General features: G+C 63.7%; 17 protein-coding genes. 9 read left to right on the top strand and 8 right to left on the bottom strand.

The features are described 5' to 3' along the window. Positions 1-168: 168 nt before the first annotated feature. Positions 169-5649, top strand: coding sequence for an alpha-2-macroglobulin family protein (locus FJ548_RS19205; RefSeq protein ID WP_140778681.1), 5481 nt, complete (start codon positions 169-171; stop codon positions 5647-5649). 212 nt (positions 5650-5861) lie between these two features. Further along, on the top strand, positions 5862-7952 hold the full coding sequence (pbpC, locus tag FJ548_RS19195; protein ID WP_246678715.1) for a penicillin-binding protein 1C: 2091 nt from the start codon (positions 5862-5864) through the stop codon (positions 7950-7952). Between the two features lie 15 nt (positions 7953-7967). Here the strand turns inward: pbpC and FJ548_RS29920 are convergent, their stop codons facing one another. Further along, positions 7968-8138, bottom strand: a complete 171-nt coding sequence (locus FJ548_RS29920) for a hypothetical protein (protein ID WP_181168847.1) — start codon at positions 8136-8138, stop codon at positions 7968-7970. A 54-nt stretch (positions 8139-8192) separates the two neighbouring features. On the opposite strand from FJ548_RS29920, the gene FJ548_RS19190 reads away from it, so the two are divergent. The 4 genes from FJ548_RS19190 to FJ548_RS19175 all read left to right on the top strand — a co-directional run bounded on the left by FJ548_RS19190 (position 8193) and on the right by FJ548_RS19175 (position 12094). Next, the gene (locus FJ548_RS19190) at positions 8193-9221 is read left to right on the top strand and encodes a sulfate ABC transporter substrate-binding protein (protein WP_140778680.1); all 1029 of its coding nucleotides are present in this window, start codon (positions 8193-8195) and stop codon (positions 9219-9221) included. 17 nt (positions 9222-9238) lie between these two features. Continuing rightward, positions 9239-10090 carry a sulfate ABC transporter permease subunit CysT gene (cysT, locus tag FJ548_RS19185; protein WP_140608974.1) on the top strand — a complete coding sequence of 284 codons (852 nt, stop codon included), beginning with the start codon at positions 9239-9241 and terminating at the stop codon, positions 10088-10090. Next, positions 10083-10967, top strand: a complete 885-nt coding sequence (gene cysW / locus FJ548_RS19180; RefSeq protein WP_140778679.1) for a sulfate ABC transporter permease subunit CysW — start codon at positions 10083-10085, stop codon at positions 10965-10967. Before cysT ends, cysW begins: the two co-directional genes overlap by 8 nt. 71 nt (positions 10968-11038) lie before the next feature. Next, positions 11039-12094, top strand: a complete 1056-nt coding sequence (locus tag FJ548_RS19175; protein WP_140778678.1) for a sulfate/molybdate ABC transporter ATP-binding protein — start codon at positions 11039-11041, stop codon at positions 12092-12094. A 7-nt stretch (positions 12095-12101) separates the two neighbouring features. Here the strand turns inward: FJ548_RS19175 and FJ548_RS19170 are convergent, their stop codons facing one another. Continuing rightward, positions 12102-12503: a type II toxin-antitoxin system VapC family toxin gene (locus FJ548_RS19170; RefSeq protein ID WP_181165565.1), complete on the bottom strand. Its 402-nt coding sequence runs from the start codon at positions 12501-12503 to the stop codon at positions 12102-12104. Next, complete coding sequence (locus FJ548_RS19165; protein WP_140778677.1) at positions 12500-12772, bottom strand: antitoxin; 273 nt, start codon at positions 12770-12772, stop codon at positions 12500-12502. Before FJ548_RS19165 ends, FJ548_RS19170 begins: the two co-directional genes overlap by 4 nt. Before the next feature lie 222 nt (positions 12773-12994). Here FJ548_RS19165 and FJ548_RS19160 point away from each other — a divergent pair, with 222 nt between their 5' ends. The 3 genes from FJ548_RS19160 (at position 12995) to FJ548_RS19150 (ending at position 15833) form a co-directional block, all read left to right on the top strand. Then, the gene (locus tag FJ548_RS19160; RefSeq protein WP_140778676.1) at positions 12995-13981 is read left to right on the top strand and encodes a sulfate ABC transporter substrate-binding protein; all 987 of its coding nucleotides are present in this window, start codon (positions 12995-12997) and stop codon (positions 13979-13981) included. Positions 13982-14232: 251 nt separating this feature from the next. Further along, a complete protein-coding gene (locus FJ548_RS19155; protein ID WP_023768256.1) occupies positions 14233-14682 on the top strand; it encodes an Rrf2 family transcriptional regulator in 450 nt (149 codons plus the stop codon). Between the two features lie 5 nt (positions 14683-14687). Continuing rightward, positions 14688-15833 carry a hypothetical protein gene (locus FJ548_RS19150; protein WP_181168846.1) on the top strand — a complete coding sequence of 382 codons (1146 nt, stop codon included), beginning with the start codon at positions 14688-14690 and terminating at the stop codon, positions 15831-15833. Here FJ548_RS19150 and FJ548_RS19145 read toward each other — a convergent pair. The 5 genes from FJ548_RS19145 to FJ548_RS19125 form a co-directional block, all read right to left on the bottom strand. Further along, positions 15828-16376 (bottom strand): gluconokinase, encoded by a 549-nt coding sequence (locus FJ548_RS19145; RefSeq protein ID WP_140778675.1) that lies wholly within the window; start codon positions 16374-16376, stop codon positions 15828-15830. The two genes, FJ548_RS19150 and FJ548_RS19145, sit on opposite strands and share 6 nt — an antisense overlap. Positions 16377-16378: 2 nt before the next feature. After that, positions 16379-17365 carry an ABC transporter permease gene (locus tag FJ548_RS19140; RefSeq protein WP_140778674.1) on the bottom strand — a complete coding sequence of 329 codons (987 nt, stop codon included), beginning with the start codon at positions 17363-17365 and terminating at the stop codon, positions 16379-16381. Then, the gene (locus FJ548_RS19135; protein WP_140778673.1) at positions 17362-18342 is read right to left on the bottom strand and encodes an ABC transporter permease; all 981 of its coding nucleotides are present in this window, start codon (positions 18340-18342) and stop codon (positions 17362-17364) included. Before FJ548_RS19135 ends, FJ548_RS19140 begins: the two co-directional genes overlap by 4 nt. Beyond that, positions 18339-19886, bottom strand: a complete 1548-nt coding sequence (locus FJ548_RS19130) for a sugar ABC transporter ATP-binding protein (protein WP_140778672.1) — start codon at positions 19884-19886, stop codon at positions 18339-18341. Before FJ548_RS19130 ends, FJ548_RS19135 begins: the two co-directional genes overlap by 4 nt. Before the next feature lie 75 nt (positions 19887-19961). Further along, positions 19962-21089 (bottom strand): sugar ABC transporter substrate-binding protein, encoded by a 1128-nt coding sequence (locus FJ548_RS19125; protein ID WP_140608996.1) that lies wholly within the window; start codon positions 21087-21089, stop codon positions 19962-19964. Between the last annotated feature and the right edge of the window lie 194 nt (positions 21090-21283).

Below are 21283 nucleotides of genomic sequence, written 5' to 3'. Positions count from 1 at the left end.
ACACCGCAAGAATGCGTGATCCCCTGTCCTATGGAGGTTATTGCCCGCATACCGGTGATCGGCCGGAAAATAAACCGTTGGCAGGCGGAAACCTGCCGCGCCCGCGCGTTGACAAGCCTGACTGAAGCTTGATCATGCCCGGACGTCTGCAATTGTCTGGAGGGTGTTATGGCAATGCGCGCGGCTCGTGGTCTGTCGATTCTCATCCTTCTCTTTTTTGCCTTGGGTACTGTGGCGCAAGCGGCCGAGGCGCGAAAAATCGCAACAACGGACAATTCCGACTATTTCGGTTTCGACCTCCGATCCGACCAGAACGTCACGCTCGACCAGTGCAAGACGACCTGCCTTGGCGATCCGGCCTGCCGTGCCTTCACCTACAACACCAAGGCCAAATGGTGCTTTCTCAAATCCGACTACAACCAGTTGAAGCCCTTCAATGGTGCGGTTGCGGGCAAGATCGTCAACATCGACGGCGATCCCGATATCGGCGCGCCGCCGGAGCTTGCCTTCTTCCCCAACTGGATGGCCGACCAGGCTCAGCAATACAGCAATAAACTGCTCGGTCCCGCCTTTACCAAGCCGACCGAAGGCATGGCGGCGCTGACCAATGCCGCCGAGCAGGCCGTGCTGACCGGCGACCATCGCTCCGCCATGCAGAAATACGAGGCCGCGGTCTCGGTGATGCCGGACGACGGCCAGCTCTGGCTCGACCTGGCGCGCGAAACGCTGGCCGTGCAGCCTGCCGCCAACACATCCGAAGCCTCCACTTTGCCGGCAAATGGCACTTCCGCCGCTTTCAACGCCTACAAGCTGCTGCGCACCACCAAGACGCGCGCCGACGTGCTGGCGCTGCTCGGCGCCGGCCTCGACAAACGTGACCTCTACCGCCCGGCCTTGCAGGCCTATGAGGCGAGCCTTGCCCTCGTGGCTTCGCCTTCCGTCCAGGCCGAGTATGCCGATCTGAAGGCCCGCAAGGGTTTCCGCGTCATCGACCATAGCGTCGATGCCGACACCAGCGCGCCACGCATCTGCGCGCAATTCTCCGAGGAACTGGTTAAGACCGGTGTTGATTACGCGCAGTTCGTGACCGTCGACAACGCGCCACCCAAGGGCGTCGAGGCCAAGGACAAGCAGATCTGCGTCGAAGGCCTCGAACACGGCCAGCATTATGACGTCACCTTCCGCGCCGGCCTGCCGGCCGCCATCGGCGAAGTCACCGCCGCCCCCGTGGTGCTGTCGATCTATGTGCAGGACCGCGCGCCGTCCGCCCGCTTCACCGGCGACAGCTTCGTGCTGCCGGCCGGCGCGCGCCGCGGCATTCCGGTCGTCACCGTCAACATGAACGCCGCCGAGATGAAGCTCTTCCGCATCGGCGACCGTTCGCTGGCGCAGCTTCTGTCGGGCTACCAGTTCCTGCACCAGCTCGACGGCTATGACATCTCCACCGTTTCCGAGCAGATGGGCGCGCCGGTCTGGCATGGCCAGCTCGATATCGTCAACGATTTGAACAAGGAGGTCACCACCTCCTTTCCGGTCGACGAAGCCCTGCCGCAGCGCAAGCCCGGCGTCTATGTGCTGACCGCCCAAGCCGTCAACGACAAGGGCGACAGCTACAATTCGTTGGCCACGCAGTGGTTCGTCGTCTCCGACATCGGCCTGTCGACCTATACCGGCCAGGACGGTCTCAACGTCTTTGCCCGTTCGCTCGGCTCCGCCAAGCCGATTGCCGGCGCCGAACTGACGCTGGTTGCCAGGAACAACGAGGTTCTCGGCACCGCGACGTCGGATGCCGACGGCCATGCCGTGTTCAATCCCGGCCTGACGCGCGGCGATGGCGGCATGGCGCCGGCCGTGCTGATGGCGAAGCAAGGGGACAATGATTTTGTCTTCCTCGACATGTCCAAGGCCGGCTTCGACCTGTCCGACCGTGGCGTCACCGGGCGCGCGGCGCCCGGTGCGCTGGATGTCTACGCCTGGACCGAACGCGGCATCTACCGCGCCGGCGAGGATGTCCATGTCGCCGCCCTTGCCCGCGACGGCGCGGCCAAGGCGGTCGAGAACCTGCCGCTGACCTTCATCTTCTCGCGCCCGGATGGTGTCGAGGACCGCCGCATCGTCAGCGACGGCGCCTCGGCCGGCGGCCACGCCGTCGACCTGCCTTTGGAACCCAATGCGATGCGCGGCACCTGGTCGGTGTCGATCCACACCGATCCCAAGCAGCCGGCGGTGGCCAGCCAGATGTTCCTGGTCGAGGACTTCGTGCCGGATCGCATCGAATTCGACATGAAGGCCGACAAGCAGGAGATCGCGCGGGGCGAAACCGCCAACATCAACATAGATGGCCGCTTCCTTTACGGCGCGCCGGCGGCGGGTCTGGCGCTGGAAGGTGAGTTGACGCTGTCGACGTCGCGCGACTGGGACCGCTTCCCCGATTTTTCCTTCGGCCTCGCCGATGAACAGTCGGCGGAGCCCACGGTCACGCCGCTCGCCAATCTGCCGGTGGTCGGCGATGACGGCAAGGCGACCTTCCCGATCTCGGTCGACCAGTTGCCTTCGACCACCAAGCTGGTCGACGGCAAGGTGACGGTGCGCATGCGCGAAGCCGGTGGCCGCGCCATCGAACGGTCGCTCAACATCGGTATCCGCCCGCAAGGCCACATGATCGGCATCCGCCCGGACTTCGCCGACAATGAGGTGCCACAGGGCGGCACGGCCAAGTTCAGCCTGATCGCCGTCGATCCCGACGACAAGCGCGAGGCGCTGAAAGGCGCGCGCTGGACACTGGTCAAGGTCGAACGCAATTACCAGTGGTACCGCTCCAACAATTCGTGGAACTACGAGCCGGTCACCTTCACCAAGTCGATCGCCAACGGCCAGGTCGACCTCGGCGCCGATGGCGACGCCACCGTCTCCTTACCGGTCGACTGGGGCCAGTACCGGCTCGAGGTCGAAACCTCGGACCCCGAGGGACCGGCGACCAGCTATGAATTCGACGCCGGCTGGTACGTCGCCTCGACCACCACCGAAACGCCTGACGGCCTGGAAATTGCGCTGGACAAGGACAATTACGCCGCCGGCGAAGTGGCCAAGCTCAAGGTCTCGCCGCATTTTGCGGGCGAACTTCTGATCAACATCGGTTCCGACAAGCTCTTGAAGACCATCACGGCGACCGTGCCGGCCGGCGGCAGCACCGTCGACATTCCGGTCGGCGACGACTGGGGTGCCGGCGCCTATGTCACCGCGACACTGTTCCGGCCGGGCGATGCCCAAGAGAGCCGTATGCCGGCCCGCGCCATCGGCGTGAAATGGCTGAAGGTCGACCCGGGCGCCAAGAAGCTCGCCGTTACGCTCGCGCCGCCGGACAAGACCATGCCGCGCCGACAGCTGTCGATTCCGGTTTCCGTGGCCGGCGTGCAGCCGGGAAGCAATGCCTATGTCATGGTCGCGGCCGTCGATGTCGGCATCCTCAACCTGACCAACTATAAGGCGCCGGACCCTGAGAACTGGTTCTTCGGCCAGCGCATGCTGGGCATGGAGATCCGCGACATCTACGGCCGCCTGATCGACGGCTCGCTAGGCACCACCGGCAAGCTGCGGACCGGCGGTGACGGCGCCAACATGCAGGCGCAAGGCAGCCCGCCCACCGAAAAGCTGGTCGCCTTCTTCTCTGGCCCTGTCCAACTCGACGCCGACGGCAAGGCGCGGATCGACTTCGACATTCCGCAGTTCAACGGCACCGTGCGCGTCATGGCCGTCGCCTGGACCAAGGATGCCGTCGGCCATGCACAGTCGGATGTGATCGTGCGCGATCCCGTGGTGATCACGGCCGGCCTGCCGCGCTTCCTCGCCCCTGGGGACAACGCCGTCATGCGGCTCGACGTGGCTGACACCGACGGCCCTGCCGGCGACTACGCGCTGTCGATCGACACCACGGGCGACCTGTCGACCGGCGACAAGCCCCTGCCCCAGAAGCTGACGCTCGCCCAGGGCAAGCGCCAGACCTTGACCGTGCCTCTGATCGCCAAGACGGCGGGCAATGCCTCGCTGACCATCCGGCTTGCCCATGCCGACGGCATCAAAGTCGAGCAGACGCTCTATGTGCCGGTGCGCCCGGCACAGCTGCCGGTCACCACCCGCCTGGTGGTCGACCTTAAGGGCAATGGCGGCGCGCTTCGCGTCGACAAGGAGCTTCTGGCGGCAAGCCTGCTTGATGGCGCCTCCGTCAGTGTCGGTGTTTCGCAGGCGGCTGCCTTCGACGTGCCCTCGCTCTTGATGACGCTCGACCGCTATCCCTATGGCTGCGCCGAGCAGACGACCAGCCGCGCCATGCCGCTCCTCTACGTCAACGAGATGGCCTCCGGCATCGGCATGGAAAGCGATCCAGACCTGCATGGCCGCGTCCAGGATGCCATCTACAAGGTCCTGAGCTACCAATCCTCAAACGGCAGCTTCGGCCTGTGGGGACCCGGCTCCGGCGACCTGTGGCTCGACGCCTATGTCAGCGAGTTCCTGACCCGGGCGCGTGAGCAGAAACACGACGTGCCTGCCCAGGCCATGAACCAGGCGCTGAACAATTTGCAAAACTCGCTCGGCTATGACCAGAGCGTACAGGACCGCGGCAGCGAGATCGCCTACGCCCTCTATGTCCTGGCCCGCAACAAAAAGGCCTCGATCGGCGACCTGCGTTACTATGCCGACACCCAGCTGGAAGCCTTCTCGAGTCCGATGGCCGTCGCCCAGTTGGCGGCGAGCCTGGCGCTCTACGGCGACACCCAGCGCTCGGAGGCGACGTTCAAGACCGCGCTGCAGCTTGCCAAGTCGAGTACCGACTACGACTACTACCGCTCCGACTACGGCTCGCCGCTGCGTGACGGCGCGGCGATGCTGGCGCTGGCGGCGGAATCGAAGCCGGTGTCGACGATCGTGCCCGAGCTGATCAAGCTGGTGACCAGGGAACGGGCCGAAGCCCGCTGGACCAGCACCCAGGACGAATCCTGGATGCTGCTGTCGGCTCGTGCGCTGAAGGAAGGCAATGATTCCATCACGCTGACCGTCAACGGCGCGCCGCATTCCGGCGGCTATTCCAACCAGGTCAACGGCTCCGACCTCGTCGACAGCCCGCTCGAAATCGCCAACACCGGCAAGACCCCGCTGCAGGCCGTCGTCACCACCGTGGCGTCGCCGGTCCAGCCTTTGCCGGCCGGCGGTGAAGGCTTCACCATCGCGCGCACCTACTACAAGCTCGACGGCACTGAAGCCAATGTGACGGAGGCAACGCAGAACGAACGCTATGTCGTCGTGCTCAAGGTGACGGAGCAGAACAGCTGGCCCTCGCGCCTGCTGGTCACCGACCTTCTGCCGGCCGGCTTCGAGATCGACAACCCCGGCCTGGTCTCCAGTGCCCAGCTAACGAACTTCTCCTGGCTGGCACAGACCGACGCCGCGCATCTCGAATTCCGCGACGACCGTTTCGTTGCGGCGTTCAACCCGGCCGATGGCGACCATGACCACAATCTGACGCTCGCCTATGTCGTGCGCGCCGTGACGCCGGGCACCTACGCCCATCCCGCGGCAACGGTGGAGGACATGTACCGGCCGCAATATTCGGCCCGCACCGCCACCGGCATGATGGAGATCAAGGCGCCGTAAGGTGTGCTGACAACTATGAACAGGACGATGGCGCCGCCCCTCATCCGCCTGCCGGCACCTTCTCCCCGTATAGTGACGGGGAGAAGGGGACTGCCGCGAATTTCGCCGCTGTTTCTGCAACGCTGGCGATTGGCGAAACCATCAGCAACAGCCTCTTTCTCCCCGTCTCTATACGGGGAGAAATGCCCGGCAGGGCGATGAGGGGCGGCGCGATGCTCTCCAGAAAATTTCTTCGCCGCGCCGCCATAACCGCTGGTGCCTGCGCCGGCTTCCTGGCTCTTTCCTTCGCAGCCCTTTGGGAGCTCGACCGCGCCTTCCCGCCCCCGCTTCCCAAGAAACTCGCCGTCTCCACCGAGGTCCAGGACCGCGATGGCCAGTTATTGCGCGCCTTCGCCACGCCGGACGGCTACTGGCGGCTCGAAACCCATCTCGATCAGGTCGACAAGCAGTTCGTCGATATGCTGGTCACCTATGAGGACAAGCGTTTCTGGGATCATGACGGCGTCGACGTGTTGGCGCTTGGCCGCGCCGCCGGCCAGCTCGTCACCAGCGGCCACATCGTTTCCGGGGGCTCGACCCTGTCGATGCAGCTTGCGCGCCTGATCGAGCCGCGCGAAAGCCGCAGCATCGGTTCCAAGATCAAGCAGATGCTGCGCGCCATCCAGATCGAGCGGCGGCTGTCCAAGCGCGAGATCCTCGAACGCTACCTGACGCTGGCGCCCTATGGCGGCAACCTCGAAGGCGTGCGCGCCGCCTCGCTCGCCTATTTCGGCAAGGAGCCGAAGCGGCTCACCGTCTCTGAAGCCGCGCTGCTCGTCGCCCTGCCCCAATTACCGGAAAAGCGCCGGCCTGACCGCAACCTCGAAATCGCCCATGCCGCCCGCGACCGAGTGCTGAGCCGCATGGTCTCATCCGGCCTGATCGGCGAGCGCGAGGCGGGACGCGCAGCACTCGACGATGTGTCGGGCCTGCGCCGCACCTTGCCGGCGCTGGCGGCACATGCCTCCTATGCGATGCTGCCGAAAGCCGTGCCCGGACAGCCGCTCAAGCTGACGATCCGCAAAAGCGTCCAGCAAGGATTGGAACAGGTGGCGCGCGACGCCGCCGCCAAGCTTGGGCCGCGTCTCTCCGTCGCCATGGTGCTGGCCGACTCCCGCACCGGCGACATTCTGGGCGAAGTCGGCTCGGCTAACTTCTTCGACGCCAGCCGTTCCGGCTGGATCGACATGACCAAGGTCGTGCGCTCGCCCGGCTCGACGCTGAAGCCGTTCATCTACGGCCTCGCCTTCGAACAGGGGCTGGTGGCGCAGGAAACGCTGATCGAGGACAGCCCTGTCGATTTCAGCGGGTACAGGCCGAGGAATTTCGACTTGGGCTACCAGGGTGACGTCAGCATCCGCCAGGCGCTGCAACTGTCGCTCAATGTGCCGGCGATCCGCGTGCTCGACGCCGTCGGCCCGGCGCGGTTGACCGCGCGCTTCCGCCAGGCGGGCGTCAACCCGATCCTGCCGGTCAATGAGGCGCCGGGCCTGGCCATTGGCCTCGGCGGGGTTGGCGTCACGCTGCGCGATCTGGTCCAGCTCTATACGGGGCTCGCCAATGGCGGCAAGACGCACACGTTGCACGATGGCACCGAACCGGCCAATGCCGAAAGCTCGGCCACCACCATCCTCAACGACCAGGCCAACTGGCAGATCATCGACATATTGTCGGGGGTCAAGCCGCCGGAAGGCGCCTTGCAGCGTGGCATCGCCTACAAGACCGGAACCTCCTACGGTTACCGCGACGCCTGGTCGGTCGGCTTCGACGGCCGCTATGTGTTGGGCGTCTGGGTTGGCCGGCCCGACGCCGGCGCTGTGCCCGGTCTCTCCGGCTATGTCTCGGCCGCGCCCATCCTGTTCGAAGGCTTTGTCCGCTCCGGCCTTGCCACCGTGCCGCTGCCGGGCAAGCCGCCCGGCGCTTTCACCCCCAGGCGAGAGGACCTGCCGGTAACACTTGCCCGCTTCGGCGCCGGTTCGGACGGTCTCGTGCAGGCAACGCCGACCGAGCCGGCCCCAACCATCGTCTTTCCACCGGACGGCGCCCGCGTCGATCTCGGCACCACTTCTGCCGATGCCACGCCGCTGGTGCTCAAGCTGCAGGGCGGCCGCGCCCCATTCCGCTGGCTTGCCAACGGCAAGCCGCTCACCGGCATCGACCGCCGCCGCACGGCGACCTGGCAACCGGACGGCGCTGGCTATTCGACGCTGACCGTGATCGACGCCGTGGGACGGGCGGCCAGCGTGAAGGTTTTCGTTGAATAAACGAGGCCAGGCGATTCAGCGCATTGATTTTTTGTAGGTAGAGTTTGGAAGATTATTGCCCATGCCGATCGCGAGGCTGGGTGACGGATATCGATCCTCACCGAGCATGGATGAGGAAAACATTTCGCGACACAGCCCGATGTCGTCGAAGATTTTCTCCAGAAGGGCAAAAAAGGCAACATTCATTGCATCTAATTTCTATCAACTTGGTAGATTTTAAGCAGTTCAATGGAGGCAGAAATGACCAAACCTCATTTCATGAAGCTGCTCGGCGCGCTGATCGCCACATCTGTCCAGTTCGGCACGCTCGGTTTCGCGTTTGCCGACACCACCATTCTCAACGTGTCCTACGATCCAACACGCGAGTTGTATAAAGCCTATGACGAGGCCTTCACCGCGTATTGGAAGGCCGAGACCGGCGAGACGGTGACCATCCAGCAGTCGCATGGCGGGTCGGCCGCACAGGCTCGCGCCGTCATCGATGGCCTCGACGCCGACGTCGTGACGCTGGCGCTCGAGGGCGACATCAACGCCATCGTCTCGAAGTCGAAGAAGATCAATCCCGACTGGCGCACGAAATTCGAGAACAATTCAGCGCCTTACACCTCGACCATCATCTTCCTCGTCCGCAAGGGCAATCCCAAAGCCATCCACGACTGGAACGATCTGGTGAAGGACGGCGTCCAGGTGATCACGCCCAACCCCAAGACCTCGGGTGGCGCACGCTGGAACTATCTGGCCGCCTGGGCCTACGCCAACGCTCACGACGGCGGCGACGAGGCCAGGAACAAGGAATTCGTCGGCAAGCTCTATGCCAATGCGCCGGTACTCGACACCGGTGCGCGCGGCTCGACCGTGACCTTCGCGCAAAAAGGCCTGGGCGATGTGCTGATTGCCTGGGAAAACGACGCCTACCTGGCGCTTGACGAATTCGGTGCCGACAATTTCGACATCGTCTATCCGCCGACCTCGATCCTGGCCGAACCGCCGGTGGCGATCGTCGATGCCAATGTCGATGCCAAGGGCACGCGCAAGGTCGCCGAAGCCTATCTGAGCTACCTCTATTCCAAGGAGGGGCAGACGATCATCGCCAAGAACCACTATCGGCCGGCCAAGCCCGAACTCGTAGCACCGGCGGATCTCCCCAAGACCCCGGATATCAAGCTGATCTCCATCGACGACCCGCTGTTCGGGGGCTGGAAAAAAGCCCAGCCTTACCATTTCGCCGACGGTGGTATATTCGACCAGATCTACAAGCCGGCCCAGTAAGAATAGACCAGGACAACATGACCACAGCACCCGCGCAGGCGGGGTGGCGGTTCAGACAGCCGAGCGTCATTCCGGGTTTCGGATTGACGCTCGGCTTCTCGCTTGCCTACCTCACCCTCATCATCCTGATCCCCTTGTCGGGGCTGATCTGGCGTTCGGCCGCCCTCGGCTGGACCGATTTCTGGGCGATCGCCATCGATCGCCGCACCACCAATGCGCTGGAAATCAGTTTCGGCACCGCCTTCATCGCGGCTGCCGTCAATGTGATCTTCGGCACGCTCGTCGCCTGGGTCCTGGTGCGCTACCGCTTTCCCGGCCGCCGCATTGTCGACGCCATGGTCGACCTGCCCTTCGCGCTGCCGACGGCGGTGGCCGGCATCGCGCTGACCACACTCTATGCACCGAACGGCTGGATCGGCAAATTGCTGATGCCGCTCGGCATCAAGGTCGCCTACACGCCATCAGGCATCGTCATCGCGCTGGTCTTCATCGGCCTGCCCTTCGTCGTGCGTACCGTGCAGCCGATCATGGAGGAAATCGACAAGGAGGTAGAGGAAGCCGCCGCCACGCTTGGCGCGAACCGGTTTCAGATCATCACCCGTGTGCTGTTTCCAGGCCTTGCGCCAGCCATTATCACCGGCTTTTCGCTCGCCTTCGCGCGCGGTGTCGGAGAATACGGCTCGGTCATCTTCATCGCCGGCAACTTGCCCTACAAATCCGAGATCGCGCCGCTTCTGATCGTCATCCGGCTTGAGGAGTACAACTACCCCGCCGCCACCGCGATCGCGGCGATCATGTTGTTGCTGTCTTTCATCATGCTTCTGGTCGTCAATCTCGTGCAGACATGGAGCCGCAAGCGCTATGGCTGATCCCGAGATCAAATCCTACGAGCTGTATCATGAAAGCCGCTCGGCGGCGGTCACCGAAAGCCGCCCGGCGCAAGCCGTGCTCATGGTCGTCACCTTCGCCTTTCTGGGCATTTTCCTGCTGTTGCCGCTGATCATCGTCTTCCATGAAGCGCTCGCCAAAGGCGTCGGCGCCTACACGCAATCGCTCGGCGACGCCGATACGCGCTCGGCGATCCGGCTGACGCTGCTGGTGGCGGCGATCTCGGTGCCGCTCAACATTGTCTTCGGCATCTCCGCGGCCTGGGCGATCGCCAAGTTCGAGTTCAAGGGCAAGGCCTTCCTGACCACGCTGATCGACCTGCCCTTCTCGGTCTCGCCGGTCATATCGGGACTGGTCTACGTGCTTCTGTTCGGCGCCCAGGGGCTGCTTGGCGCCTGGTTGAAGGCCAACGGCATCGTCATCCTGTTCGCCGTGCCGGGCATCGTGCTCGCTACCGTCTTCGTTACCTTCCCCTTTGTCGCCCGCGAACTGATCCCGCTGATGCAGGAGCAGGGCAATGGCGATGAGGAAGCGGCGCTCTCGCTCGGTGCCAATGGCTGGCAGACCTTCTGGTATGTGACGCTGCCCAACGTCAAATGGGGCCTGCTCTACGGCGTGCTGTTGTGCAACGCCCGCGCCATGGGCGAATTCGGCGCGGTCTCGGTGGTTTCGGGCCATATCAGGGGCCTGACCAACACCATGCCGCTGCATGTCGAAATCCTCTACAATGAATACAATGCCGTCGGCGCCTTTGCCGTCGCCTCGCTGCTGGCCGGCCTCGCGCTTATCACGCTGGTGTTGAAAACACTGCTCGAGATGCGCTACGGCGCCGAACTCGCCGCGACCCGCGGGCACTAGCAATGCATGTCGCCCAAAACTGGCTACTGGTTTCGGGATGACGGCATGCATCCACTACAAAGGGACTGTTGATGGAAGTTCGCGTTGCCAATGTTCGCAAGGAGTTCGAGCGGTTTCCGGCGCTCCACGACGTGTCGCTCGACATCAAGTCCGGCGAGCTGATCGCGTTGCTCGGGCCATCCGGCTCCGGCAAGACGACGCTGCTGCGGCTGATCGCCGGGCTGGAACGGCCGACGCGCGGAAAGATCTTCTTCGGCGACGAGGATGCTTCGCAGAAATCGATCCAGGAGCGCAATGTCGGCTTCGTCTTCCAGCACTACGCGCTGTTCCGGCACATGACGGTGGCCGACAATATCGGTTTCGGCCTCAAGGTCCGGCACGGGCCGACGCGCCCGCCGGCGGCGGAAATCCGCCGCCGTGCCTCCGAGCTTCTCGATCTCGTCCAGCTTTCGGGATTGGAGAAACGCTATCCGGCGCAGCTCTCCGGCGGCCAGCGCCAGCGGGTCGCGTTGGCGCGCGCCATGGCGATCGAACCCAAGGTGCTGCTGCTCGACGAGCCGTTCGGTGCACTCGATGCGCAGGTGCGCCGCGAACTCCGCCGCTGGCTGCGTGAAATCCACGACCGCACCGGCCACACCACCGTCTTCGTCACCCATGACCAGGAAGAGGCGCTGGAGCTTGCCGATCGCGTGGTGGTGATGAGCCAGGGCCGCATCGAGCAGGTCGGCACCGCCGACGACATCTACGACACCCCAAACTCTCCCTTCGTCTACGGCTTCATCGGTGAATCGAGCTCGCTTCCGGTCAAGGTCGAGAATGGCGAGATCTGGCTCGCCGACCGTCCGATCGGGCTATCGGCGCCGCATGCGCCCTTGGGCGGTGCGATGCTGTACTTCCGTCCGCATGATGTCGAACTGCTCGACGGCTGCAGCGGCTGCATCGCCGGCACCGTCGCCGCCAGCCGCCGCGTCGCCGGCACCCGGCGGGTGGAACTCGAGATCGGCGGCGAGCGCCAGCGCGTCGAGATAGAGTTACCCTTCGACCACCCGGCGGCGCAGAAAAGCCGGGTTGCTTTCAGGCCGGGACGCTGGAAGCTGTTTCCGAAAGTCATAAACGTGACGGCCTGAATGAGCGTCAAGCCAGCCAGTTTTCAACCTTCAGCCCGCTGATCCGGGTGAATTCTCCAGTGTTGGCCGTTACCAGCGTGATACCAAGAGCGCAGGCATGGGCAGCAATGAAGAGATCATTGTGGCCAATTGGTTGGCCGAGGCCTTCCAATTCGGCGCGTATGGAGCCGTAGTCGGCGTCCACCGGCACATCGAGCGGCAAGACGGGAATCTCAGCCAACAGTTCCTCAACTTTCTTGAGCAGTTTTGCCGATCCCTTTCGGGCACAGCCATACCGCAATTCCGAGGCGACCACGATGCTGGTGCACACTGCGGAGTCCCCCACACGCAACACGGTACTCGCGGCTTTGCCAGCCGGGTTTCGGATCATGTCGCTGATGATGTTCGTGTCCAGCATGAACCGCATCAAAGAATGTCCTCGGGTTTGACAGGCGCGTCGTCGAATTCAGGGAAATCGTCCTCGGGACCGAGCGGTAGCTCGTTCGCCCACTGGGCAAGCAGCGCGGTGAGACCCGGCCTGCGAACCGGCTCGACGACCAGACGGTCGCCTTCCCGACTGATCAGGACCCTGTCGCCCGGAAGCTCGAACTCGACGGGAATGCGCACTGCCTGGCTTCGATTGTTGCGGAACAGCTTCGCCTCTTTGGGCGTCGTCGTTGACTGGCGGTGCTGGGGCATTGTTGGCTCCTTTGCATATGCCAAATGTATATGCATAAAAAAGCAAATACAATGCGCGAGACCGCCCGACCGGCTGGTTGGAACGAAATACCAATCAGACGCTGTTTCGCCCACGTCTTTTCTCACGGCCCGGGCGCAGAGCCTCCCCGCATGCCTCGTCGGGCGCTCCACACCCCGGCTATGGTGTGAGCCATACACGCATTGCATCCGGAGCCTGTTTTCATGAAGCGATTTTTCCTCGGCGTCGCAACAGTCGCCGGCCTGTTCCTCGCATCCTCCCAAGCCTGGTCGGCCGACAAGCTGCTCAACGCCTCCTATGACGTCGGCCGCGAACTGTTCGTTCAGGTCAACAAGGCGTTCATCGAGAAACATCCCGGCGTCACCGTCGACCAGTCGCATGCCGGCACCTCGGCCCAGGCGCGAGCCATCGCCGAAGGCCTTGGCGCCGATGTCGTCACTTTCAATCAGGTCACCGACGTTGATTTCCTGGTCAAGAAAGGTCTGGTCTCCGCCGACTGGCAGAAAGATTTCCCCGACAACGCCTCGCCCTTCTATTCGCTGCCGTCCTTCCTGGTGCGCGCCGGCAATCCCAAACACATCAAGGACTGGAACGATCTGGTGCGCGACGACGTGCAGGTGATCTTCCCCAACCCGAAAACCTCCGGCAATGCGCGCTACACCTATCTGGCAGCGACCGCCTACGCCAAGGAAGCCTTCAAGGGCGACGACGCCAAGGTGAAGGAGTTCATCACAAAGCTGTTCAACAACGTGCCGATCTTCGACACCGGCGGGCGCGCCGCGACCACCACCTTCGTGCAGCGCGAGATCGGCGACGTGCTGATCACGTTCGAGTCCGAGACACGCGGCATCCGCAAGGAATATGGCAACGACAAATTCGAGCAGGTCACGCCCTCGGTCAGCCTGCTGGCCGAATTCCCGGTGGCGATCGTCGACAAGGTCGCCGACGAGCACGGCACGCGTGATCTGGCCAAGACCTATCTCGACTTCCTTTACACGCCAGAGGGCCAGGACATAGCCGCCGAAAATGGCCTGAGGGCCCGCGACCCCGCCGTCGCCGCCAAATACAAGGCCGATTTCCCCGATGTTCGGCTGCTGACGGTGGAAGATGTTTTCGGCGGTTGGGGCAATATCCAGAAAGAGCATTTCGCCGCCGGCGGCCTGCTCGACCAGGCCTATGGCAGCCGCTGAGAGCTGCAGCACTGCGACGCGGAGAGAGCCGGCACTTTGCCGGCTTTTTCGTTTATGGGCCGGCAGCCGGGTCCGGCCGGGATTCTGCCGGCGCAATGCAAAACGTTACAAAGAATCAACGCGTTTGTGCCTAACGTGCCATCCGGCGACTTGTTGTCGCGAAACGGCAGCGCGCGGGAAAAGCGTCATCATTTACACACAAACAGCCGCCAGATGCGGGGTGGTTGGGGTTTTAGCGGGTTGACTTGGGCATGCTGACGAAAAAGGGCAAATACGGCCTCAAGGCCCTCGTGCATCTTTCCAGCCTTCCGGTTGGCCAATTGGCCTTCGTCAACGACATTGCCGTCGCCAACAACATCCCGAAGAAATTCCTCGACGCCATCCTGGGCGAATTGCGCAATGCCGGCTTCGTCCAAAGCCGCAAGGGCAAGGAAGGCGGCTATCGCCTCGCCCGCCCCGCCTCCGAGATCAAGATCGGCCACGTCGTACGCGTGCTCGACGGGCCGCTGGCGCCGATCCCTTGCGCCAGCCGCACGCAATATCAGCGCTGCGAGGATTGCGACGAGGCCACCTGTCAGGTCCGGCACATGATGCTGGAAGTGCGCCAGGCAATCGCCGAGGTGCTGGACAATCGCAGCCTCGCCGCCATGCGCGATGCCGACAATGATGATTTTCCGGTCGAGTTGACATCCCAGATCTAGAGCCGGTGGATGAGCTGCCGAGGTTTACGAAATCCCGAAAAGCCGCCCGCAAGCAGCCATCGGCTGCCAGCTTTCGCACTGAAATCATCGCCGACATCTTTGTCCCGGAATATGCCGAGGATGTGCGCTTCTTCAGCCGCAAGCTGGTTCATCCCGGCCGGCTGCGTCGCTTTTCCAACCGGGATTTTCGCGAAAGCCTGCTTGCCGTCTTCTATCTGGCGGTCGCGGCGATGCTGCCGGTGCGCTGGTGGGCATCGATCTGCGACCGGGCGTCCCGGCTTCGCCTGAAGCGCCATATGCGCAAGGACTTTTCCGGCTATGCCGGCGCCGTGCGCGCAGTGCTTGGCGACAGCATCGACGCGCGCAAGCTGTTCGAAGCCTTGCTCGCCGCCCACCATCGCCGCCGCTTGCAGCTTGCCGCGCATCTGGCTGCCAGACGCTGGTCACCTGTGGTCCGGCTGGAAGGGCTCGACGGGCTGCAGGCCGCCCTGCGGCGCGGCCATGGCGCCATCCTCTGGTGTGATCAGTTCACCGCCCAGACCATCATCGGCAAGCGCGCCTTGCATGAGGCCGGCATCGAAGCGCATCAGGTGAGCGTCAACACGCATGGCGTGTCGGAAACGCCTTTCGGCCTGCGCTTCCTCAACCCGGCGATGGTCCGTGTCGAAAACCGGTTCCTGAAAAGCCGGATCATCTTCGATCGCCATGACGCCTATCAGGTCACGATCCGCATCCAGAAGATCCTGAGGCAGAACGGCGTTGTGCTGATGACCAACACCATCCATGCCGGCTCGACCTTTACCGAGGCCGCCATGGGCGAGAGCGGCTGGACGCACCTGGCCTCGGCACCGGCGAATTTCGCCGCCAGAAGCAAGACGCCGCTGTTTGCCATGTCGACTTTCGAGGCGGTTCCCTTCCGCGACTACCGCGCCCTGATCAGCCCCGAACTGCTGCCGGCGACATCGGCGACAGACCCAGCCAGGGACGGAGCGAAGAACCTTGCCTTGCAGGCGCATTACATCCTGCTGAAGCGCGACTGTCTGCTGCAGGCTCTGAAACATTGCCCCGAGCAGATGATGTCCTGGTCCGGGCGCCAGCGGCTGACAGAGGCGGCTCCAAGCGTCGGCATCGGCGCCGAAGAAGCCTCATGATCGGCGTATCGAACGGACCGCGTCGGTGACGAGTTCGTCGACCGGGCGCGTCGCGTCGAGCGTCAATGCGCGTTCCTCCACCCCAGGCGGTTCGAGGATGGCGAATTGGCTGTCGACAAGGCTCGCCGGCATGAAATGGCCCTTGCGGTTGCCGACGCGCCGCCTGGCGGTGGCGGGATCGATCTCCAGATAAAGGAAGACGATGTCGGGGCAAAAGCGGCGCAGGCGAGCGCGATAACCCCACTTCAGCGCCGAGCAGGCGGCGACCACGCCTTGCCCCTTGCCAACCGACGCCGCGATGCGCTCGCCGATCGCATCGAGCCAGCCTTCGCGCAGCTGGTCGGTGAGCGGCTCGCCGCGTGCCATGCGGGCGACATTCTCAGGCGGGTGCAGTCCGTCGCCTTCGATGAAGGCCGCACCCAGCGCAGCGGCCAGCGCAGTGCCGACGGCCGACTTGCCGCAGCCCGCGACGCCCATCACCACGATGGCCGGAGGCGCCGAGCCGGGAGCGCCCGTCGGCGCCTGTGCTGCCTCTTCATCCACTGTCAGCGGCTTGCCGGCGCGCGGCCATAAAGCAAGAGCATGGCCACGATGACGACGCCATAGATGATCTGCCGTCCGGCTTCCGGCATCTGCATGACCGACAGGATGGATTGCAGCAGCGTGATCAGGATGACGCCGGCAACGGTGCCAAGATAGGAGCCGCGCCCGCCCAGGATCGAGGTGCCGCCCAGCACGACGGCGGCGATCGACGGCAGCAGGTAGGCGTCGCCCATCGATTGTGCCGCCTTGGACGCGTAGCCGGCCAGGAGCACGCCACCGAAGGCCGAGAGCCCGCCGGAGACGGCGAACGCGATCATCACCACGCGCCGCGTATCGACGCCGGAGAGATAGGCCGCGCGCTCGCGGTTTCCGATGCCGTAGACGGTGCGGCCGAAGCCGGTGCGGGTCAGCACGAACACCATCGCCGCACCGATCAGCGCCCAGATGATGACCGCGTTGGGAACGCCGGGAATGGTAAAGCCTGTCGCAAGATATCGCATGGCGCCCGTGGCCGAGTCTTGTGGCGAGAAGCCGCCGGTATAGACGACCATCAGCCCTTGCGCGACGGCGTTGGTGGCGAGCGTGATGATCATCGAGGGGATGCGCAGATAGGCGACGCCGATGCCGTTGACGATGCCGATCAGCACGCCGCAGAAGATGCCGAACGGGATGGCCAGTGCCACGCCGGCCGGACCGTAGGCCGCGGCCGCGCAGGCCATCATCGCTCCCGCCGCCACCGACCATGGCACCGACAGGTCGATCTGGCCAAGCAGGATGACCAGCATCATGCCGGTCGCGATGACGCCCAGGAACGAGGCCACCTTGAGCTGCTGCAAAAGATATTCAGGCGACAGGAAACTGCGCGAATAGAGGCTGCCCAGCAACAGCAGCAGCACAATGCAGGCAAAGGCCGTCAGCACCGCCGGATCGGCGCACCGGATGAATTTCGGCATGCGGCCGGCAATGCCGCCAAGCGTCGTTTCGCTCACAGGAACCACTCCAGCCGGTTGCGGACCCGAAACAGGGCGAAGGCGCCGAGGCTGACCGCGACCAGCAGGATAATGCCCTGGAACAAGGGCTGCCAGAGCGGATCGAAATCAAAGACGAACAACAAATCGCCGATCGTGCGGAAGGCAAGCGCGCCGAAAATGGCCCCGACGGCACTGCCCTTGCCGCCGAACAGCGAGACGCCGCCCAGCACCACGGCGGCGATCGAGAACAGCGTGTAGGCGTTGCCGCTGGCATAGGCCGCCTCGCCCGTATAGGTGAAGAAGGTGAGGAACAGCCCGCCGATCGCGGCCAGCAGCCCGGCCAGCGTGTAGGCGGCGAACTTGCCGCGACGGATCGGCACGCCCGACATATAGGCCGCCGTTTCCGAGGACCCCGCCGCGTAGGCCGCGCGACCAAGCACCGAGCGGCTGAACGGCACCCAGATCACCAGCACGACGGCGAGCAGCACGACAAGGCTAGCCGGCACAACGCCGAACACGCGGCCCGTCAGCGCATCGGCCAGGTCCTCATTGACCGAACCGCCCGGAAACGGCCGCAGCAGGAGGCCGATACCGTAATAGATCGCCCCCGTGGCGATGGTGGCGACGATCGGTTGCAGCCTTCCGTAGATGACAATGGCGCCATTGATGGCGCCGCACAGAAGGCCGACCGCCAGCACGGCAAGCACGCCAAGCGCCGTCTGGATCGGAGTGCCCACCACAAGCCAGGAAGCCAGGCAGTTGGTTAGGAGAAAAATCATGCCGACGGACAGGTCGATGCCGGCGGTGATCACCACCAGTGTCTGCGCCATGGCGACGAAGGCAAGCAGCACGCCCTTGTTCGCCGCCGTCTGTACGACATTGGGGGTAAAGCCGGCCGGATGGTTCGAGGTATAGATGACGAACATGGCAATAAAGATGCCGAGCGCCAGCAGCGTTCCACGTTGCTCGGCCAGCCAGTAGCGCCAATCCTTCACGCCTCCGCTCCCAGGCCCACCGGGCTCTCCTCGCCATGGATGTTGAGCGCGCTCGATATCAGCGCCCGCTCGGTGATCTCGGCGCCGACCAGTTCGCGCTTGACCGCTCCGTCATAGAGCACCAGCACCCGGTCGCAGCAGCCGATCAGCTCGTCATAGTATGTCGAATAGAACAGGATCGCCGCCCCGGCATCCGCCAGCTTGCGCATCAGCTGATAAATCTCCTGCTTGGTGCCGACATCGATGCCGCGCGTCGGGTCGTTGAGCAGGATGATGCGCGGCTGGCGCATCAGCCATTTGGCGATGACCACCTTCTGCTGGTTGCCGCCCGACAGCGCGCCGACCGGAATGTCAAGACCGGCGGTCTTGATCGCCAGCAGGCTCACCATATCGTCGATCAGCCGCTGTTCGGCGGCGCGGTCGATGATGCCGCCCTTCGACAGCCGGTCGAGCGAGGCGAAAGACAGGTTCTCGCGCACCGTCATCGGCAGCATCAGGCCTTCGGTCTTGCGGTCTTCGGGGATGAGCGCCATGCCGATGCCGTCCTCGCGCGCCGTAGCGGGACTGGTGATCGCCACGGGCTTGCCGTCGATCAGGATCTGGCCGGACAGACCGCGCAGCACGCCAAAAAAGGCGAGCAACAATTCACGCTGACCCTGGCCGTCGAGGCCGCCAAGCCCGACCACCTCTCCTGCCCTGACGCTCAGCGAAATGTTGTCCAGCCGGTCCGTCCAACCGAGCTTGCGCGCCTCAAGCCTAGGGGCGGCGCTGGCCGGAGCCGCCGGCAGTTTGGGCGGGAAAATGTGGCTGTATTCGCGGCCGATCATGAGCTCGACCACTTCATTGTCGCTCTTCGAGCCGGCCTTGTAGCTGGCGACGTTACGGCCGTTGCGGAACACCGTGCACTGGTCGGCGAGTTCGGCGATCTCGTTCATGCGATGCGAGATATAGAGCAGCGCGAGCCCTTCCGAGCGCAGCCGTTTCAGGACACCGAATATCTTCGAGACATCCCCGGCTGTCAGCGCCGAGGTCGCTTCGTCAAGGATCAGGATGTGCGGCTTGCGCGCCAATGCCTTGGCAATCTCCACCATCTGCCGCCGCGATAGCGGCAGGTCCTTGACCACCGCCAGCGGATGGATGTCACCGGCACCCGCGCGCGCCAGCGCGTCCTCGGCGATGCGGCGCTGCGCCTTGCGGTCGATCATGCCGAAGCGTTTGGGCGGATCGGAAATAACGATGTTGTCGGCGACGCTGAGTTCGGGGATCAGCGACAGTTCCTGAAAGATGCAGACGATGCCCGCTCTGTTCGCCGCACCTGGCGAAGCGAAGGTCACCTCGCGCCCGTCCAGCAGCATGCGGCCCTCGTCGGGCGCCACGACACCGGCCATGACCTTGATCAGCGTCGACTTGCCAGCACCGTTTTCACCGAGGATGGCATGGATGCTGCCGGCCTCGACTGAAAGTTCGGCCTTTTCCAACGCGCGCACGCCGCCATAGCGCTTGGAAATACCTTCCATGCGAAAGAGAGGAGCCGCACCGTCCATCAACCCTCCAGGGCGATCATGGGATTGCAGGCTGGCGCCGAGGGGTGAGCCGCGGCGCCAGACGATGGCCAGCGATTACTGGTTTTCCTTGGTCTGCCCCATGATTTCCTGGGCGCTGAAATTGATGCCGCAGGTCGGGAAGGAATTGCCGACGAAGAAGTTGTCCGACTCTTTCGGGAAGTAATCCGTGCCTTCCTTCATGTCCGGATCCGTGGCGACAGCTAGGGGCAGCTTCACCTCCTGCGGCACCACTTCGCCTTCGAGTGCCGCGATGGCCGTCTTGATAGCGACGGCGACCTGGGCCGGGCCGGAGCCGGCGGAGGTGCACTTCAAGCCGTCGGCCGAATGCGCCGCGCAGAATTTGCGGAAGCCGTTTTCGGTCTCGCCGCCGAACGGCACGAATGGATGCTTGGCGTCGATCATCGCCTGCACGATGCCGGTGTCGCCGCCCTGGCCGGTGATGCCGTCGAACGGACCGTTGGTGGCGATCGCGTCGGCGGTCACCTTCTGCGCCACGCCGTCATCCCATTTACCGGCAACTTCGGTGACGGCCCATTTCTTGCCGGAAGCATCCAGCACTTCGTGGATTCCGTTGTGGCGGTCGGTGTCGACCGAGGTGCCGGCCACCCCGCGCACTTCCAGGATCTTGCCGCCATTCGGCACCTTTTCGACTAGCCATTTGGCCCACAATTCGCCAAGGCCCTTCTGGTCGACATTGACGTTGATGGCGTCCTTGGTGTCGAGGATGTTGTCGAAGGCGACCAGCACGATGCCGGCTTCCTTGGCGCGCTTGATGACCGGGCCGAAAGCGGTCGGGTTCTGCGCGTCGGTGACAATGGCATCATAGCCGGAATCGATGAAATTGTTGATCGCCGAAATCTGCGCCGGCACATCCTCTCCGGTCGACACGACCTTGAATTCCTTGATCTTTGCCTTGACGTCGGGCTGCGCCGCATAGGCTTTGGCCGTCTGCACCATCTGGATGCGCCAGGTGTTGGCGATATAGCCATTGGCGAAGGCGATGCGGTACGGCCCTTCCTTCTTCGGATATTTGAAGAATTTCGTGTCCGCGCTCCACGGCGCGAAACAGTCGGCCTGGGCGGCGGGACCGGAGACGATCTCCGGGCCGGCGGCCATGGCGGCCGAGTTGAGCATGACGAACGCACTGGCGGCAACGATGCCACCGACAAGTGACTTGATCATCGATAATCCTCCCGATTGCAGTTCTGATTTGTCGTTTCAGTTTTATGGAATTTCCGCGTTTCCGGCTGGCCCCTTCATATTATCCATAATAAACAGGCTTTAGCTGTTGTTTATGTATAATAAACAGACTTGGCGCCTGAGGCTCAACACTCTGTTCAGGAATAATGGTAGCGCTACCATGACGCCATGTAAAG

The organism is Mesorhizobium sp. B2-4-17, assembly GCF_006441275.1.
Taxonomy (GTDB): domain Bacteria; phylum Pseudomonadota; class Alphaproteobacteria; order Rhizobiales; family Rhizobiaceae; genus Mesorhizobium.
Note: the sequence above shows the minus strand (reverse complement) of the source record. Positions and strands in the feature narration are given on the sequence as shown.

What these genes read in the sequence shown, in the direction of transcription:
- FJ548_RS19190 (WP_140778680.1), top strand. Translation starts at nt 8,193, where the DNA reads ATGACCAAACCTCATTTCATGAAGCTGCTCGGCGCGCTGATCGCCACA.
- FJ548_RS19175 (WP_140778678.1), top strand. Translation starts at nt 11,039, where the DNA reads ATGGAAGTTCGCGTTGCCAATGTTCGCAAGGAGTTCGAGCGGTTTCCG.
- FJ548_RS19125 (WP_140608996.1), bottom strand. Translation starts at nt 21,089, where the DNA reads ATGATCAAGTCACTTGTCGGTGGCATCGTTGCCGCCAGTGCGTTCGTC.
- cysT (WP_140608974.1), top strand. Translation starts at nt 9,239, where the DNA reads ATGACCACAGCACCCGCGCAGGCGGGGTGGCGGTTCAGACAGCCGAGC.
- FJ548_RS19165 (WP_140778677.1), bottom strand. Translation starts at nt 12,772, where the DNA reads ATGCCCCAGCACCGCCAGTCAACGACGACGCCCAAAGAGGCGAAGCTG.
- cysW (WP_140778679.1), top strand. Translation starts at nt 10,083, where the DNA reads ATGGCTGATCCCGAGATCAAATCCTACGAGCTGTATCATGAAAGCCGC.
- FJ548_RS19130 (WP_140778672.1), bottom strand. Translation starts at nt 19,886, where the DNA reads ATGGACGGTGCGGCTCCTCTCTTTCGCATGGAAGGTATTTCCAAGCGC.
- FJ548_RS19155 (WP_023768256.1), top strand. Translation starts at nt 14,233, where the DNA reads ATGCTGACGAAAAAGGGCAAATACGGCCTCAAGGCCCTCGTGCATCTT.
- FJ548_RS19205 (WP_140778681.1), top strand. Translation starts at nt 169, where the DNA reads ATGGCAATGCGCGCGGCTCGTGGTCTGTCGATTCTCATCCTTCTCTTT.
- FJ548_RS19160 (WP_140778676.1), top strand. Translation starts at nt 12,995, where the DNA reads ATGAAGCGATTTTTCCTCGGCGTCGCAACAGTCGCCGGCCTGTTCCTC.
- pbpC (WP_246678715.1), top strand. Translation starts at nt 5,862, where the DNA reads ATGCTCTCCAGAAAATTTCTTCGCCGCGCCGCCATAACCGCTGGTGCC.
- FJ548_RS29920 (WP_181168847.1), bottom strand. Translation starts at nt 8,138, where the DNA reads ATGAATGTTGCCTTTTTTGCCCTTCTGGAGAAAATCTTCGACGACATC.